Annotated in this window: 14 protein-coding genes and 1 other RNA gene; 2 read left to right on the top strand and 13 right to left on the bottom strand. The window is 35.6% G+C overall.

The window, feature by feature from the left end:
* Window positions 1-68 precede the first annotated feature (68 nt).
* From LDP15_RS01485 to ccpA, 4 genes are all read right to left on the bottom strand, one after another.
* Window positions 69-2,399 carry an endonuclease MutS2 gene (locus tag LDP15_RS01485; protein WP_015426839.1) on the bottom strand — a complete coding sequence of 777 codons (2,331 nt, stop codon included), beginning with the start codon at window positions 2,397-2,399 and terminating at the stop codon, window positions 69-71.
* A 44-nt stretch (window positions 2,400-2,443) separates the two neighbouring features.
* Window positions 2,444-3,004 (bottom strand): CvpA family protein, encoded by a 561-nt coding sequence (locus LDP15_RS01480; protein WP_003129445.1) that lies wholly within the window; start codon window positions 3,002-3,004, stop codon window positions 2,444-2,446.
* 159 nt (window positions 3,005-3,163) lie between these two features.
* Window positions 3,164-4,129, bottom strand: a complete 966-nt coding sequence (locus tag LDP15_RS01475) for an NAD(P)/FAD-dependent oxidoreductase (protein ID WP_225513449.1) — start codon at window positions 4,127-4,129, stop codon at window positions 3,164-3,166.
* A 138-nt stretch (window positions 4,130-4,267) separates the two neighbouring features.
* Window positions 4,268-5,266 carry a catabolite control protein A gene (ccpA, locus tag LDP15_RS01470; RefSeq protein ID WP_225513450.1) on the bottom strand — a complete coding sequence of 333 codons (999 nt, stop codon included), beginning with the start codon at window positions 5,264-5,266 and terminating at the stop codon, window positions 4,268-4,270.
* A 214-nt stretch (window positions 5,267-5,480) separates the two neighbouring features.
* Between ccpA and LDP15_RS01465 the strand changes: the two genes are divergently transcribed.
* Window positions 5,481-6,569, top strand: a complete 1,089-nt coding sequence (locus LDP15_RS01465) for a Xaa-Pro peptidase family protein (RefSeq protein ID WP_042230537.1) — start codon at window positions 5,481-5,483, stop codon at window positions 6,567-6,569.
* A 338-nt stretch (window positions 6,570-6,907) separates the two neighbouring features.
* Here the strand turns inward: LDP15_RS01465 and LDP15_RS01460 are convergent, their stop codons facing one another.
* The 7 genes from LDP15_RS01460 to LDP15_RS01430 form a co-directional block, all read right to left on the bottom strand.
* Window positions 6,908-8,911: a cell division site-positioning protein MapZ family protein gene (locus tag LDP15_RS01460; RefSeq protein ID WP_015426842.1), complete on the bottom strand. Its 2,004-nt coding sequence runs from the start codon at window positions 8,909-8,911 to the stop codon at window positions 6,908-6,910.
* 147 nt (window positions 8,912-9,058) lie between these two features.
* Complete coding sequence (locus LDP15_RS01455) at window positions 9,059-10,213, bottom strand: class I SAM-dependent RNA methyltransferase (RefSeq protein ID WP_015426843.1); 1,155 nt, start codon at window positions 10,211-10,213, stop codon at window positions 9,059-9,061.
* A gap of 115 nt (window positions 10,214-10,328) precedes the next feature.
* Window positions 10,329-10,712, bottom strand: an RNA gene (gene rnpB, locus LDP15_RS01450) — RNase P RNA component class B.
* Between the two features lie 134 nt (window positions 10,713-10,846).
* The gene (gpsB, locus tag LDP15_RS01445; RefSeq protein WP_003129453.1) at window positions 10,847-11,233 is read right to left on the bottom strand and encodes a cell division regulator GpsB; all 387 of its coding nucleotides are present in this window, start codon (window positions 11,231-11,233) and stop codon (window positions 10,847-10,849) included.
* 53 nt (window positions 11,234-11,286) lie between these two features.
* Entirely contained in the window at window positions 11,287-12,291 is a 1,005-nt protein-coding gene (gene holA / locus LDP15_RS01440; RefSeq protein ID WP_015426844.1) for a DNA polymerase III subunit delta, read from the bottom strand.
* A 6-nt stretch (window positions 12,292-12,297) separates the two neighbouring features.
* Window positions 12,298-12,873, bottom strand: coding sequence for a hypothetical protein (locus LDP15_RS01435; protein ID WP_017864841.1), 576 nt, complete (start codon window positions 12,871-12,873; stop codon window positions 12,298-12,300).
* On the bottom strand, window positions 12,870-15,167 hold the full coding sequence (locus tag LDP15_RS01430) for a DNA translocase FtsK (RefSeq protein WP_225513421.1): 2,298 nt from the start codon (window positions 15,165-15,167) through the stop codon (window positions 12,870-12,872). The genes LDP15_RS01435 and LDP15_RS01430 overlap by 4 nt, the downstream gene beginning before the upstream one ends.
* Before the next feature lie 161 nt (window positions 15,168-15,328).
* Between LDP15_RS01430 and LDP15_RS01425 the strand changes: the two genes are divergently transcribed.
* Entirely contained in the window at window positions 15,329-16,114 is a 786-nt protein-coding gene (locus LDP15_RS01425; protein ID WP_003129459.1) for a Cof-type HAD-IIB family hydrolase, read from the top strand.
* A 46-nt stretch (window positions 16,115-16,160) separates the two neighbouring features.
* On the opposite strand, the gene LDP15_RS01420 is transcribed toward LDP15_RS01425, so the two are convergent.
* Both LDP15_RS01420 and pta read right to left on the bottom strand, forming a co-directional pair.
* Window positions 16,161-16,553, bottom strand: a complete 393-nt coding sequence (locus tag LDP15_RS01420) for a hypothetical protein (RefSeq protein ID WP_015426846.1) — start codon at window positions 16,551-16,553, stop codon at window positions 16,161-16,163.
* Between the two features lie 134 nt (window positions 16,554-16,687).
* Window positions 16,688-17,668 carry a phosphate acetyltransferase gene (gene pta, locus LDP15_RS01415; RefSeq protein WP_015426847.1) on the bottom strand — a complete coding sequence of 327 codons (981 nt, stop codon included), beginning with the start codon at window positions 17,666-17,668 and terminating at the stop codon, window positions 16,688-16,690.
* Window positions 17,669-17,878 lie beyond the last annotated feature (210 nt).

Here is a 17,878-nt window from a genome sequence, read left to right as displayed (position 1 = left end):
TCAGTAAGACTATTCTAGTGTAATTCACTTAAAATTTCAAGAAAATAGATTTTGAGAAATTTATTATTTTACTTCAAAATAGCAATCGTTGCTCCAGAGCCACCAGCATTAATTGGTGCATATTCATAAGATTTAATATGACGGTGTTTTTGAAGTTTTTTCTGTACCATTTCTCGAATAACACCCGTTCCAATCCCATGAACAATCGTAATTTGAATCAAATTTGCAAGTAGAGCTTGATCAATATAATTATCCAATTCCAGTTCTGCTTCTTCATAACGCATCCCGCGTAAATCAAGTTGAGCTTTGACTTTAGAAGTCACCTTCTTGCTGACATTTTTAGTTTTGGCTTGAATTTGTTCTGGACTTTCAATCACTTCAAATTCATCTTCATTTAAACGAGTCGTGATTGAACCCATTTGAACCGTCCAACGTCCATCTTTTTCTAAACGAATCAATTTACCACGCTGACCATAAGAAGTGACATTAACTTCAGCCCCTTGCTTAAGTCCTCTTTGTGCTTTCGCTTTTTTCAAAACCTTATTTTTAGAAAAATCAATGGTTGGAGCCAAACCTTCAAGTTCTTTTCTAGCAGCAATAATTTCATGTGGTTTCAATGCTGCTTTATCATTGAGATTCTTCAAAATTTCTTGCGCTTCAAGGCTCGCTTTTTTAACGACTTCTTGAGCTTCTTTTTGTGCTTTTTCTAATTCAAACTCGCGCTCACGATTAATTTGATTATAGACTTTTGTCAAATCTTTATGTAAACTTTGATTTTCTCGTTCAATTTTTTTAATATTTCTTGAACTTTCAATCACTTCACGTGTTTTTTCTTCCAACTTTTCAATCATCTGATTGACATCATGCTCACTGTCTGAAATTTGTTGACTGGCTACTGAAATAATAGTTTCTGGCAAACCTAATCTTCTAGAAATCTCCAAGGCATTTGAACGTCCAGGCACTCCCAATTGCAAATGATAAGTGGGTTGCATTTTATCAATGTTAAATTCCATACTTGCATTGATTACTTGTTGCGTTTCGACCCCATAAGCTTTTAACTCAGGATAATGAGTACTTGCCATGGTTTTCACATTTCGTTCACGTAAATTTTCCAGTATGGCAATAGCAAGAGCCGCTCCTTCTTTCGGATCAGTTCCGGCCCCAAGTTCATCAAATAAGACCAAACTATTTTCATCTGCTTGAGCTAAAATATGAACAATATTAGTCATATGACTTGAGAAAGTTGATAAACTTTGCTCAATGGATTGCTCATCACCGATATCGGCAAAAATATCATCAAAAAGATGAATTCGACTGCCATCAGCTGCTAAAATTGGCAGACCTGATTGAGCCAATATTGTCAACAAACCAACTGTTTTCAAAGTAATGGTCTTCCCACCCGTATTAGGACCGGTAATAACAATCGTATTGAGCCCTGCATCAAATTTGATATCATTTGCCACAACAGTTTTTGCCTCAATCAAAGGATGACGAGCTGCAAAAAGGGTAATATCTTTATCGGTTGTTAATTCTGGAAGTGTCGCTTTATTCGCTGCTAAATAAAGATACTTGGCACGAACAAAATCAATATGACCAATCAGCCAAGCATTTTGTCTTATATCAAAGCTATAAGGTTTTAATTGACTAGCAAGCTCACGATAAATTCTTGTGATTTCTTGGCGTTCTTCAATTCTCTTTTGATTAAGTTTATTATTTAATGAAACAACCGCATTTGGTTCAATATAAAGCGTTTGACCTGAAGCAGACATATCATGAACTACACCAGCAATTTTATTTTTGTTTTCTGCTTTTACAGGAAGCACTTGTCGGTCATTTCGGATAGTGATGACATTTTCACTCAAAGATGAGAGATTTTTGGTCAGCATTTCCTGCATGATTTTCCGAATTTCTGATTGATGACTCTTGATTGAAGCACGGATATGCATCAATTCGAGACTGGCATTATCATAAAGACTTCCCGCATTATCAAAAATTTCTAATTTTTTGACTAATGCTGATAAATCAACCAATTTTTCCAAAGTAATAGCTAGTGAAGGTGTTTCAACATTTTCAGCTTCATCAAAAAAGCGTTGAATATTAATTCCTAATTGAATCACTTTTTTTATTTCAACGAATTCCTTGCCTGAAAGACTGGCTTCAAGCTCTAGACGTCTGAGTATTTCTGTTAAATCATTTGTTTTTCCTAAATTTAATAGGCCATTTTCTTGGGTCAATAAGCGAAAATCAGCAACTTCATCAAAAAGGAGCTGAATTTTTTCCTTATCTGTCAAAGGTTTTAAATCTTTTAATTCTTGTTGACCCTGCGCTGTCGTCAAAGCATTCATGAACTGTTCTTTGACTTTATCATATTCCAATATTTGGAGAATTTTTTTATTCATTCTATTTAAATTTCAAGTTGTATCTGTAGATTTCTCCCCTAGCACTATCCTAGAGGATTAATGTGGACAATGTTTTCAATAAAAAGGTTTTGCAAGATTCCTGATGAAATCGGTGTATGTAAAACCATAAAACGAGCTAGAAAACTAGCATCAAGTTGACTTTGAACCGCTGCAATAGGAACCAAACTCAAGACCATCAAGACCATTTGTAAACCAAAATAAGTCGCCGCAAATCCTAAAATTCCAGCAATGATTTTTCCATTTCTTCCCAGAGGACTAAGTGCAAAATGTAAAAATAAACCGATAAGACGGATAATAGCATAAACGACAATAAAAATTGCTAAAAACGAAATGCTCGCATAAAAAGCATCATCGAGTTGAAAAAGAAGTTTATCACTAAAAAGTAAGAGATGTGAGTTTTCTGTGGCATTTGAAAAAGGAACCCAAATACTCAATTTTTGTGCTAATTCTTTATAATTACTGGCTGCAATGAAGGCCGCAATAATCGTACCAAAACTGTAGATGACTTGCAAAATCAAGCCTCGTGAGTAACCAACCATGAAAGCCCAAACCAAGGCTACTAAAATAATCAAATTTAATATCATCAAACATTCCCAATTTACTTTTATTTTGCTTTTTAAACAAAGCACTCATAAAACTTGGCTCATTTTTATTAATGAAGCTAAGTTCAAGTCATTTTTCTTTCTCTATTATACCGTATTTCATAAAAAAAACGTACCCCTATTTAGAATACGCTTTTTATTTTAAAAAATGGATGAAGAATGTCCCCCTCTAAGTGGGTGGTCAAATTCAAGTTTTTCCGTCATGGCATTAATCGCATGGACTGCTTCACCAAAACCAACGGACATCAAGGGCATTTTCCCCGGATAATCACTTGCGTCTCCTGCGACATAAAGTCCATCAATATTGGATTGCATCATTGAATCGGCCTTAACACGACCATTACGACTGACTTCTAAGTTTTCAGCTAAAGTCACTTGATTTGTTAAAAAACCATAATTAACCAAAATTTTATCAATCGAAAAGTTCAAGCTTTCTTCTGATTTTACTTTTTTTAATTCTAATTCATTTTCAATCAAATTTGAAAAAGTATAAGGCGTATGAACTTGAACATTAGAATTCATCACTCGGTCAACTGTAATTTCATGACCACGAAAAGCAGTTCTTCTATGAACCAAATGAACATTTTTAGCTACTTTTTCAAGCATTAATGACCAATCTAAAGCCGAATCTCCTCCACCAAAAACCGCAACATTTTTTCCCTCAAACTCTTTTAGAGAAGTGATAAAGTAAGATATTTTTCCTTCATTGGCTAAAGTTTCTTCGTTATCAATTCCTAACTTTCGAGGTTTCAAAAGGCCGGCACCAGTCGTCAGCAAAACGCCTTTGGCTCTTCTGGTTGATTTATCAGTAGTTACAGAAAAAATCCCCTCTTCTTTTTCAATTTTTTGAACGCTCTCCCCAAGAAATAATCGATGAGAGATTTGTGCTAGTTGTTCTAAAAGATTTTTTGTCAAATCTGCCCCTGTCACTGCTGGTAGGCCAGCAATATCGTAGATTAATTTTTCAGGGTAGAGATTTTGGGGTTGACCACCTGGAACTTGCGCTGATTCAATTATTGCAACTGATAAACCGCGCATTCCTGCGTAAAAAGCCGCATATAGACCAACAGGACCTGCTCCAACAATAATTAAATCTAATTCTTGCATATCAAACTCCTTAACAATTTATTCATTTAATCTATTGAATAAATTCTTTTTATCATCTCTCTATTATTGCGACTTTTCTCTCAAATGTCAAATACTTTTTACTTTAAATAAAAAAAGCCCTCAAAAGGGCTTGATTTTTTATTTGGTAGAACGACGAGAAAAGATTTCATGATCCAAAACTAATTGATTTTGTTCAACATCTTCTTTAAGCATTAATTTTGTCAAAAGACGCATTGCTACTGCTCCCAAATCGTAAAGGGGTTGGTTAACAGAAGTCAAAGTTGGATATGTATATTGAGTAATTGGTGAATTTGCACCTGAGATAATTTCGAAATCTTCAGGAACTTTCACTCCTTTATCCATCATTGCAGACAAGAGTCCAACGGCTACTGTATCATGTGATACTACTGCAGAAGTTGCTCCTCGCTCAAGTAAACGTTCAGCAAGTGATTTTCCTTGTTCATAGCTATAATTACCTTCAAAAACGAGGTTTTCATCAAATTCAATATTTGCTTCAAGCAAAGCTTCTTGATAACCAACCATGCGTTCTGTATTTTCAACGTCTTTCAATGAACCCATGATATAAGCGATTTTTTTATTTCCGCTATCAATCAATTTTTTAGTTGATTGATAAGCAGCCAAATGGTAATCAATATTAACAGATGGAATTTCTTTATCTCCATCGATTGTTCCAACTAAAACAACAGGTGTTCTTGAATTTTTGAGGGAAGTTCTAATTTTTTCATCTAAAGATGAACCCATATAGACGATTCCATCAACTTGTTTTGATAAGAAAGTTTCTAAAACTTTTTCTTCTTTTTCAACATCATTATCACTATTAGCTAAAATCATGTTGTATTTATACATGGAAGCGATATCATCGACCCCGCGAGTAATCGCTGCGAAGTAAGTTGAAGTGATGGTTGGCAAGATAACACCAACTGTTGTTGTACGTTTACTTGCGAGTCCGCGCGCAACTGCATTAGGACGATAGTCAAGCTCAGCAATAGCTTCTAAGACCTTCTGGCGCGTCTTTTCCTTTACATTTGCATTTCCATTTACAACACGACTAACGGTTGCCATTGACACTCCGGCGACACGTGCCACATCATAAATTGTTGTTGTTGATTCTACCATAATTGGCTATCCTCTTTCTTTTCTTTTTATTCATAGTATTTATGAAAACCATTTTCATTTACAAATTATATCATTAACTGTAAACCTTTTCAACCTTCAGCTATGTTTTTTTACGTGATTTTTTAATAAAAATAGCGTAGAATAGGGGATATAGTGTTTTTTATTTTCATGAGAATTTAAGAAACTCATTTTCATAAATATTGGAGGAACCATTTTGAGCAAAATTGAACGTATTTCAGCTTTTCTGAATGACAAGGAAGTCGATATGACTTTCATCACTAATCCGACAACTCTAAATTATCTAACAGGGCTAGCAATTGATCCCCATGAACGAATTGCTGGGCTGATGATTTTTAGAGATTCAACTCCGATGTTATTTACTCCTGCTTTGGAAGTGGAAAAAGCTAAAGAACACACAAGTGGTCTGGATATTTTCGGATATGAAGATTCTCAAAACCCTTGGGAAGTTGTTAAAAATCATGTGAAATCCGAAGTTAAATCAATTGCGGTTGAATTTTCAGATATTCCTTTAGCTAAAACTGAAGGCTTAAAATCACAATTTGGTAATGTTAATTTTGTGAATTTGACTCCTTTGATTGAACGGATGCGTTTGATTAAGTCAGCAGATGAAATTGAAAAAATGAAAGTTGCTGGTGATTTTGCTGACAAGTGTTTTGAAATTGGTTTTGCCACTGCTGCTGAACGTCATGGTGTGACTGAATCTGATATCGTTGCAAAAATTGAATACGAAATGAAACGTATGGGTGTTCCACAGATGTCATTTGACACGCTTGTTTTATCAGGAGCTCGCGCTGCTAATCCACATGGTGCACCTGAAAATGTTGAAATTCAAGAAAATAAACTTTTGCTCTTTGACTTGGGTGTGATGAGTGGCGGATATGCTTCTGATGCGACACGTACAATCGCTATTGGTCAACCTAATGACTTTGATGCTGAGATCCATAAAATCGTTAAGGAAGCTCAACAAGCAGCCATGGACTTCATTAAACCTGGTGTAACTGCACATGAAATTGATGCTGTTGCCCGTGACTTAATTACTAAAGCAGGATATGGTGAATATTTCAATCACCGCCTTGGACATGGTATCGGAATGGACGTTCACGAATATCCATCTATTGTTGCCGGTAACGACCTCGTAATTCAAGAAGGAATGTGCTTCTCTAACGAACCTGGAATTTATATTCCTGGTAAAGTAGGTGTGCGTATTGAAGACTGTCTTTACGTAACAGAAAATGGTTGTGAAAGCTTCACTCATACTGACCATGACTTATTAATTTTCTAATCGATTAATTGATAAAAGTAAAAAACTTTCGCTGATTTTGGCGAAAGTTTTTTTGTCAGTAAATTTTTGTCAGTAAATTTTTGTCAGTAAATTTTTGTCAGTAAATTTTTGTCAGTAAATTTTTGTCAGTAAGTTTCTGTCAGTAAGTTTCTGTCAGTAAGTTTCTGTCAGTAAGTTTCTGTCAGTAAGTTTCTGTCAGTAAGTTTCTGTCAGTAAGTTTCTGTCAGTAAGTTTCTGTCAGTAAGTTTCTGTCAGTAAGTTTCTGTCAGTAAGTTTCTGTCAGTAAGTTTCTGTCAGTAAAAAAAATAATCATCTGAATGATGATTATTTTTTATTTTCTAAGCGTCATAATCTAAGTTATCAGCATGACCAGAACCATTACCAACAAAGAAACCTGTTTTAGCATTAATTGATACTAAATACCGACCATCTGGTGCATAAAGATTGTAATAACCACTAACAATTCCGGCTGGGAAACCTTGGGAACCATTGGTTGTATGAATCGCTGTTGGAACTAAAATATAATTATCTCCTGTAATATAGCCGCGTTCACGGGCTTTATTCAGAACCATTTCTTTAATTCCAGCTCCCCATGTGAAAGCAGGATCATTCGTGTTGACTCCAGCTTGAGGTTGGACACGTGCTGCTGATACTTCTAAATTAACTCCGTTGCTACTCAAACCATTAGTATTACTACTTGTGCTGGCATTTGTACTTGAACCTGCTGAAGCTGCTGACGAAGGAGTCGTCGTAGAATTGCTTTGACTAGCTGTACTTGATGTAGAACTTTGGCTAGTAGCTCCTTGATTCGCTTTAGCTTCTGCTGCACTTGCAGACGCTTTAGCTGAACTTTCCTTGGCAACTTGGCTCTTAGCTAAATCAATGGCTTGTGTCAGTAATTTATTCAGGGTTTCATTGGTTGTTTTAGGAGTTTCTGGAACTTTTACATTTGCCACTACTTTAGCTGCTGAATCAATTTTTCCGTCAGTAATTGCTGCGCTAGTAAAGAGAGCATTCACTTTCTTAATCGCATTAATTTGGTCTTTTAGGCTTTCTGTATCAGAAACTGCATTTGACCATGCCATGGAATTTTTGTGAGCATCAACTAAAGTTTCAAGAGCTGATAACTTGCTAAATTGACTATTTCTCAAAATAGTATGTGATTTGTCAGTGAAAAAAGCATCGTATTGTTTCTGATATTTATCTAAATCACTCTGACTGCTTTGAGAAGTTTGAACCGTTTTCCCTTTTTGATGACTATTATATTGGGCAAATCCAATCGCTCCAGCTGCAATTAAGACAATTGCACATAGACCAATAATGATTGGTTTTTTACGATTTTTTGACTTTTCGTCAGTAATTTTTGCCGCATTTTCTTCTACTTTATCTGCTTTAAAGGATGTTGTTTCAGCTAGTAAGTGAGGTGAAACTGATTCAGCAGTAATAACTTTATCAGGAATATCACTTTTTGTCTCTTTTGGTGACTCTGTCACTTTTTCCTCAGCTCCCGCTTCAAGGGATTGATTATTTTCAGTAGAATCTTCTTTTGAATCAGATTTAATTTCTTCTGCTGGTTCTTCTGTTACTTTTGGTTCAACTTCTGATTTTTCGTCAATTATTGAATCAGTTTTAGTGTCAGTTTCAGAAATTTCTGGTTCACTTGGCTCGTCCATTGGAACTTCGTTTGCTGACATCATAACTGGTGCAGCAACTACCTTCTCATCTTGTGGACTTTCGGCTTCTTCTTCGTCAGTTGGTTCAGTTTTCTTGACTTCTTCAACTTGTGGAGCTTCTTTTTGCTCTGGCAAAGTACTGACAGGAGCGTCGACCATCACAACAGGATCTAAAACTAAATCATTTTTTGATTTTTTAGTTCCTTCGCTTTCCTTGTCAGCAACTTCTAAGTCTTTATTTTCTGCTGACAAATCAGAATCAGAACTGTCAGTAACTTTCTCAGAATCTATTTTTGAAGCTGCTAATTCATCATTCTCGTCGATTTCCTCTTTGGAAACTTCTTGAAGTTTTTCTGACTTAGCTTCTTTTTCTTCTTCAACCGGAACTTCTATATTTGTACGTTCTGCCTGAATGAATTCATCCAAATTTTTACTTTTGGCTTCTTCAATTTCTCCACGGTGCTGACGAATATATTTATCTAAAATAGACTCATTTTCTTCATTTTCTTTATCAACACGTTTTGATTCTTCAACAATTTGCCCTACGGTAAAATCTTGTAAATCTTGAAGTTTCAAAGTTTTTTCACCAATTTGTTGCTCATTTTTTGGCTTATTATTGTTATTTTTATTTTTATTTTTGTTTCTATTTTTTTTATTTTTGTTTGACATTTTTCCTCCGAATAAGATTCCCACAATTCCAATAAAATGGTGAATCAGACAACGAGAGTTGCTCAAACTCGTCTGAATTTTTACTGACAGCCGTCATCACTAAATTTTTTTTGTTTTAGTAATAGCTTTTTGTTCTGTCAGTTAAATTTATTTCATACGTTTTCCGAAATACATATACAAATCTGTTCTAAGTGTTCCGTTATATAGTTTGCGTTTTTTAGTTGCTTTTGCCCCATAATGCTTTTCAAAAGCGACATCACTCGTCAAAATGTATTTACCCCAAGTTTCTAGTGGCGCAAAAGTTTTACCCATTTCACCATAAAGAGCTGCAACAGCTTCTTCATCTTCCAAACGCACTCCATAAGGCGGGTTAGAAACTAAGACACCGTCAAGCTTATCAGTTCTAAAATCTTGAAGTCGCATTTGCTTATATTTTATCACATCTGAAAGGCCTGCCGCAAGTGCATTATGTTTTGCAATTTCAATCATTTTTCCATCAATGTCAAAACCTTGAATATCCAATTCTAAATCTGTACGAATTTGTTTTTTGGCCAAAGCTTTTTCTTGTTTCAAAATTTCTTCATCAAACCAAGGCCATGCAGTAAAAGCAAATGGACGATTCATTCCTGGTGCCATATTTAAAGCCAGCATTGCTGCTTCAATTGTAAATGTTCCAGAACCACAAGTAGGATCAACAAAAGCACGACGAGGATTTGCTAACCAATTGGTTAATAAAATAATCGAAGCTGCCATATTTTCTTTCAAAGGAGCTTCTCCTTTTTCTGAACGATAGCCTCGTTTAAATAAAGAATCGCCAGTCGTATCAATCAATACAGTTGCCATATCTTTGTGTAAAGCAATCTCAATTGAAAATTTAGCTCCATTTTCAGGAATTGGAACACCTTCAGGACGATGATAAGTCGTCTGTAATTTTTTGACAATCGCTTTTTTAGTGATACTTTGAATTGACGGCTCATTATGTAAAGTTGATTTCACTGCTTTAGCTTTGCTGACAGGAAATTGGCTTCCAAAAGGAATAAGCTCCGCCCAGGGAAGCGCATAAACATTTTCAAACAATTCATCAAATGTTCTAGCTTTAAATTCCCCAACTACAATTTTTACACGGTCAGCCGTTCTTAACCAAAGATTCGCCTTAGCAATTGTTGCCAAATTTCCCTCAAAGAAGACACGTGAACGGTCGTCAATTGAAACATTTTCAATTTCCAGATTACGAAGTTCGCGAGCAACTAAACTCTCTAAACCACTTGAAGAAGTTGCTAATAACTTGAATTTCTTTTGCATTTTTTAACTTTCCATTCTCTGCATAAAATGAGCAGAGATAATTCTATCTATTTCAATTAAACATTATTTATCAAAAAAAGCCGAGGCTAAAAGCCCCAGCCTGTGTCATACAGTTTTCTATAAGCCATGTTTTGTTCCAGTTCAATTCACATTCGTGAATCTCCCCTTCGATAATCATCTGTCTGCCAAAATTCTTAATTTCAGCCTCGACCACGCCTTCATTTTGGCTAGTCAAGTGCCCCGACCATAAGTTTGGGTTGCTCGCTTGAGGGGTTTACCACGTTCCATTCTTAGAGTTTCCTCTAAGACTCGTCTCTATGGCACTTTTACAGGCTACTCACGCATATCAAAAGACTTAGCGTTTTGGCCAGCCGTTAGGCATGACGCTCCTACCTAGGTTTATTGTTTGACCTAGCACAATCACTGCGTGCATCTCAGCAACGCGCGAGCATGGACTTTCCTCACGATTTACAAAAAAATCGCGCGATTATCCGAAAACTGTTTTTATCAAAAATTAAGCAGAACAATAAAGTTCATTTACCAAAATCTTTGCCTTCACATCTTGTGAAGTTTGCAAATAGGCTCATTGCTAAACCTAATGCAGAACATAAAACATTTCAATTTTATATTTTCTTAGTTGTTTTCACTAGCAATGCCGTTAGGTCCAAATACAGCTTGTTCTAAACGATTAATTCGTTTGAGTAAATCAAAATTACTTGGATTACGCATTTCCACTTTTGGTTTACTTGAACGTGCTTGAAGAATTTGGTTAGGGTCAAAGCGTTGTGTATCATCAAGATTTGCTTGATTTGGTTTAGAAACTTGCATTTCTAATTCAGCAATCTTTTTCTTCAAAAACTCATTTTCCTCTTGAAGACGCAAGTTTTCAGTCTGATAAGTTTCATAATCAGCAATAACATCATCAAGGAGTTCATCGACTTCTTCTTTATCGTAACCACGCATCTTTGTAGAGAAGTCTGCTTCATAGATATCTTTAGGCGTAAATTTAAATGTCGGCATTTTTACCTCTTCATCATCATTATAAAATGTCCATTATTTATGATAACAGATTTTCAGTTTTTTTTCAAGGTCAACCTGATTAAAGTGATATCAAAAAGATAGGATTTATCAGCTGCACTTGTTTTTATATCAAAATCAAGTTTAATTAAATCAGAAAGTCCATTTTTTAAGGATTTAACGTTTAATTTTCTAACCAATTGATTGGCCAATTTTACAGGATAAGGGTGCATTTTTAAAAAGGCGACTTGTTGATTTTCTTGCCAACCTTTGGATTGGAAAAGTTTGACTTGTAAATACAAACGATAAGAATTTGTCAAAATAGCTAATATTTTAATTAAATCTTCCCCTTGCAAGGTCAAATCATGTACTAAATCACGCGCCTCATCAATTTTTCCTTTAAAAATTAAATCAGTTAAGGCAAAAATATTATCTTGTAGCGATTTTGGGACGACTTTTTCCACATCATCAAGTGTCACTTCTCGCCCTAGTGCATAAGTTTGAACGAGGTCAATATTTTGCTTCATTACTGAAAAATTATCATTTGATTTAGCGGCAATTAAACTCAAAACTGCCTTTGGTAAAGGGCTTATTCGACTAAAATATTGAGTTAATTCTTGACTCTTTAATTCTTGTGCTTCAAGCAAAGCTGCTTTAGCTTTTAATTTTTTAACAACTTTAAGACGACTGTCCAATTTTCCATAAAGGATTAAAACAAGTTGCGTAGTTTCCGGCGGATCATCTAAAAAATTTTCAAAGCGCTTCAACTGTTTTTCATCTAAAACACTTTTTTTAGCCGTTGTTAAATTAACCAAGTTTTCTAGGATTACCAACCGAGAATCTGAGAAAAAAGGGAGAGATTCCAAATCTTCAAGGGCTAAATCACTATTACTAGGAGTTAAGTCATAATAAGCCTGACTCAAATCCGTTGGCTCGAAATTAACCTCTGTTAAGAGCTGATTTTTCAATTCTCCAACTAGTTCCCTTGACTCACCAAAAATTACTAAAATTTGAGGGAGTCCTTTTCTTTTGATTTCATTAAATTCATCAAATACTGTCATTTTTAACTACCTCGTTACCATTTTTAAAGCAAACCCCAAGAGAACAAGGAGCAGGATGAGCAAAGCAAAACCTAAACAACCAACTTGAAAGAGTTTAGCAAAACTTGATTTTGCATTTCTAACAATTTCATTATCAGGTACAGCTATTCTCTCTTCCATTGATTTATATTTTTCATTAGAGTCAAAAGTGACATAGCCCCCACCGATAAAGCCATCATCTTCCGTCATTTTATTTCCATACAAAGCATCATTCCATGTAATCGGTCGATACGCTTCAACTCCTGGAATAAATTTTTGTGAAGAAGTGATATTTTTATCTGCCTTTAATTCTTCATAAAGTGTTCTGACTGGGGCTTTCATGCCGCCTTTTAAAATCTCATCATCAGCAGGCCGATTCCAAAATTCTAAGCGCATATAAAGCTGACCTAATATTTGTAAAACTGGTTCTTTGCGTTCATTTAAAACCAAAGCATCAGCTAAAACATTTTTTTCCTTGATTGAAAGTTCTTTATTTTGCTCATCTTCTCGTAAGATTTCATAGATTTGTAGAAAATAGTGACGATAATATAGTTCCTCACTCACTCTTCTACTCCTCCAATAAATTCTCCATCTGGACTAACAAGGACTTTACGAGGAGTCGTTCCTTTAGCAGGACCAACAATTCCCTGCGCTTCCAACTCATTCATCAAGTCAGAGGCGCGATTGAATCCAACTTTTAAAGCTCGTTGCAATTGAGCCGTTGATGCTTTTTGAGCCATAATAACCATATTTCGTGCTTCTTCAAATAAGGGGTCACCAGAACCTGTATTTGAAGCGCCCGTACCAACTTGACTCTCATCTACCTCACCAGGGTCAAAGCTTTCGTCATACTGAGCTTCTGATTGGTCTTTAATAAAGGTCACAACAGATTCGACATCATCGTCAGATAAGAAAGCCCCTTGCAAACGAATCGGATGATTTTCATCAATAGGTTTAAAGAGCATATCCCCACGACCTAGTAATTTTTCAGCCCCATTAGTATCTAAAATTGTTCGTGAATCTGTTCCAGATGAAACAGCAAAGGCAATTCTTGAAGGAACATTTGCTTTAATTAGTCCAGAAATGACATCAACAGATGGACGTTGTGTCGCAAGAATCATATGAATCCCTGCTGCTCGAGCTTTTTGTCCCAAACGAATAATTGCATCTTCCACTTCTTTACTGGCAACCATCATTAAATCGGCTAATTCATCAACAATGACTACAATCAGAGGAAGTTCAAGCATTTTTTCATCTGATTCTGCATTATATCTTTGTACTTTTTCATTATATCCAGCAATGTTACGGACGCCATAACGACTAAAGAGTTCATAGCGTTCTTCCATTTGGTCAACAACTTTTTGAAGGGCACGTGAAGCTTTACGTGGATTTGTTACGACTGGAATCAATAGATGAGGAATATCATTGTAAACAGAAAGTTCGACCATTTTAGGGTCAACCATCAGAAACTTCACTTGACTAGGCAAAGCTTTCATCAAAATTGAAGTAATAATACCATTTACCGCCACTGATTTACCTGAACCAGTTGATCCTGCAACCAATAAGTGAGGCATTCTTGTTAAATCAAATGTGCGAATTCCACCATCTAATGATTTACCAAGAGGGATTTCTAACAATTTGCTTGGATTAGTTTTGCCAGCCTCCCACATTTCGCGGAAACCAACCATTGCAACTTCGGCATTAGGAATTTCGACGCCGACTAAAGATTTCCCAGGAATTGGTGCTTCAATTCGGATATCTTTGGCAGCTAAGGCTAAGGCCAAATCATCTGATAAATTAACAACGCGTGAAACTTTTGTTCCAGTCGCTAATTTGATTTCATATTTTGTAATTGATGGACCGACGACAGCCGATTCAACATTGGCACCAATCCCAAAAGATTTGAAAGTTTCTTCTAAAATACCAATATTTTTACGAACATTCTCACGTTCGCCTGATTGATTTTTGACAGGAACTTCTGCCAGTAAATCAATGGTTGGTAATTTATAGTTACCGTTGTAGTTATTAGTATTTGAAAAATTGACAGGTTCATCATCAAGAGGAACTTCTGCTAAAACTGGACTTTCAGTTTCATTTTCATTTTCTTCAAAAGGCGCTTCCGGAATATTAATTGGAATTTCAGTAGGTGCTGAGGTAAATAATGAATTTTCTGCTGCCTCTGGAAGCTCTTCTCTTTCGGCTACTGCTTGTTTTTTTTCTAGCTCAGCAAGTGCTTTCGCTGCTTTTTTAGCTTCTGCTTTTTCGGCATGCTTTTCTTTCCATTTCGCTAAACGTTGATGTAAATCTTCACGCATTTTAGGGAAAAGTCCTGGAATCATGAGATAAATAGCAACTAACCAAAGTACTGCAGCAATAATATAGACACCAATGACTGAAAACAAGGCTTTAGCAGGCTCGGTGATTAATGCTCCAATGACACCTGAGCCGACAAAATGAATGACACGGCCAGCCATTAAATCAGACCAGATAAGATGAAAAGTTTCATTAAATCCTTGATGAAGTCGAATTTGAAAGACAAACATTAGGCCGATAAAAGTTAAAATAATGGCTGGAATAATTCTTTTATTTTCTTTTAAAACTTGCTTACGAAAGACGGAAATAATCATTAGTCCAGCAAGCAAGAGAAGAAAAATAATCGCAAGAGAACCAACAAATAAGCGGACAATGTTGTAAAGTAAGACTCCGACAATTCCTAGGCGAGCAAGCGCAAATAAGATTAAAAGAAGCCCAACAAAAAAAGCAATCATTTTGCGTGTTGCGGCCTTTTTAAGTTGTTCTTTTTTAGTATTTCTTCTGGTTGTTTTTTTCTTTGCAGGCATTTTTTTACTTTCACTCATTTTTAATAATATTGACAGGTTTGTCAGTAAAACAATATTAATTATATTTATTTATTTTTATAGTTAACACAAACTGACAGTTCTGTCAGTCATTTAAATTCTTTATAAAAGAATGGATAATTCCACTTACAATTATATCATAAATTTGATACAATAAAATTATGGAAAATATCAATGATTATAAGGCTTTAGCCTTCTTCGATTTAGACGGAACGTTGCTTAACAGTCAAAGTAAACTTGACCAAGAAGTTATTGAAGGAATTCATCGGATTCGCGAAAATGGTGTTTTACCTTTCATTGCTACTGGCCGTGGACATTTTGAACTTGATGAAATCATGAGTTTAACTGGGATTAGTGGAGCGGTTGCCATGAACGGACAGTATATTGTTTTAGATGGTGAAACAATATATAAAGAAGAAATTCCGACAAGTAGTGTTGAAAAATTACTTGAGGCAGCAAGTCCTCACTCAGAAGCTCTTTCTTTTTATGACAGTCAAGGTTATTGGGTGAGTGAATTAACTGACTTAGCTAAAACCGCTTATGCTTACACTCATATGCCAATGCCTCAGGCAGATGCTAGACGTTACCTCTCTCAGGAAGTCAATATGCTCTTGGTTTTGACCAATCAACTCAGCCAAGTTGATTATTATAAAGAACGCGTTCCTGAACTTAACTTTTTCATGAACTCTCCAAGTTCGATTGATGTTACAAACAGCACAACTAACAAAGGGACAGGAATTAATCATGTCAAAGAAGTGCTAAATTTCACTGGTCAAACTTTCGCCTTTGGTGATGGTCGCAATGATTTAGATTTATTCAAAGCAGCTGACCACAGAACGGCAATGGGAAATGCTGTTCCTGAATTAAAAGAGTTAGCCGATTTTATCTCTACAGAAAATACTAACCACGGAATCATCAATGCTTTTAATCATTGGGGCATCATGTAAAGTCTAATCAAAAAATTACTGACAGAAAGTTTGTCAGTAATTTTTTTTATTTATTTTCAAGGACTTCTCGTCTTCGATAGACGTAAGCAAGAATGAAACAGAGGGCAACTGGTAAGGTCAAAATTAAGCCAACACCGTTAAAAACAGATGCTACACAATAAAAGATACCAACAACTAAGAAATAAATTCCCCAACCTTTTTCTTTTGTCAATCTTGCAAAAGCCACCCAATTTAAAGCCAGTAAAGCGATTAAAATCAGACCTGCAATCATCGCCGCGGTAGATAATAATTGCTTATCAAATCCTGAATCTTGAAGTTCTGTCATAATTTCTGAATTCTCTGGCATATAAATAATGGCCCAAAAACTAATTAGCCCAACAAGTGCCAAAATTGAAAAAATAATCGACCCTACTAGAGCAAAAATTTTTGATTTTCTCATTTTTTCTCATTTCCTTTTTGATTCTTTAATTATAACATTTTTAGACCAACAAAAAAATCCGCCTCAAATGGCGGATTAATGACAGACTTGTCAGTAATTATTCATTTACAAATTTACTGACAGAATATCATTATTTATTTTAAAGCTTGGGCAGCTGTGATAATTGCAAGTTTATAGACATCTTCTTCGTTACTTCCACGAGAAAGGTCAGAAACAGGTGCGTTCAAACCTTGCAAAATTGGCCCAATCGCTTCAAAATTACCCAATCGTTGAGCAATTTTATATCCAATATTTCCTGATTGAATATCAGGGAAGATAAAGACATTGGCACGACCAGCAACAGTTGAATCTGGTGCTTTTTGACGAGCCACCGCTGGAACAAAAGCAGCGTCAAATTGAAGTTCACCATCAATTTCAATTTCTGGGTAATCTTCTTTAACAAGTTTTGTCGCTTCTACTACTTTATCAACATCTTCTGATTTCCCAGAACCTTTAGTTGAGAATGAAAGCATGGCAACTTTGGGGTCAATATCAAAGAGTGCTGCTGTTTCAGATGAAGCTACAGCAATATCGGCAAGAGTTGGTGCATCTGGTTTGATGTTAATCGCACAGTCACCAAAAATATATTTTTCATTGTCATCACGACCACGAACCATAATAAAAGCACCAGAAACAGATTTTACTCCTGGTTTCGTTTTAATGATTTGAAGGGCCGGACGAACAGTATCAGCAGTTGAATGAATTGCGCCAGAAACCATTCCGTCAGCAATTTTCATATAAACAAGCATCGTCCCAAAATAATTTGGGTCTTTCAAGAGCTCTTTTGCTTGTTCTTCTGTAACTTTACCTTTACGACGTTCCACAAAAGTTTCCGTCATCGTTTCAAAACGTCCACAATTTTCTGGGTCATAAATCTCAAAGCCTTCAGGATTAATTCCACGTGAAATCAATGTTTCAGTGACTTCTTTTACATTTCCAATAAAGACAGGTGTAATTAGTCCATCAGCGTTAAGACGATTTGCAGCACCTAAAATACGTGCATCAGTTCCTTCAGGAAAGACAATTTTTAAGCCTTTTCCACTAATTTTTTGTTTCAGTGATTCAAAAAGTTCCATTTTGACAAAATCCCTTGGTTACAAATTTCTCATAACCCACCGCTTTAAGTTGCGGATTTCCTTTCTGCAATTGTTACGAATTAAGTATATCATACTTTCACAAAAAAAGTAAGCATTACCATTATTGCTATTTAAGGACAATTAGCCTTTTTATTTTTCCAATTTTTCACGAGATTCACTATCCAAAAACAAAAAAACTGTCATAGACAG

Source organism: Lactococcus sp. SK2-659 (assembly GCF_020218185.2).
Lineage (GTDB): Bacteria > Bacillota > Bacilli > Lactobacillales > Streptococcaceae > Lactococcus > Lactococcus lactis.
Note: the sequence above shows the minus strand (reverse complement) of the source record. Positions and strands in the feature narration are given on the sequence as shown.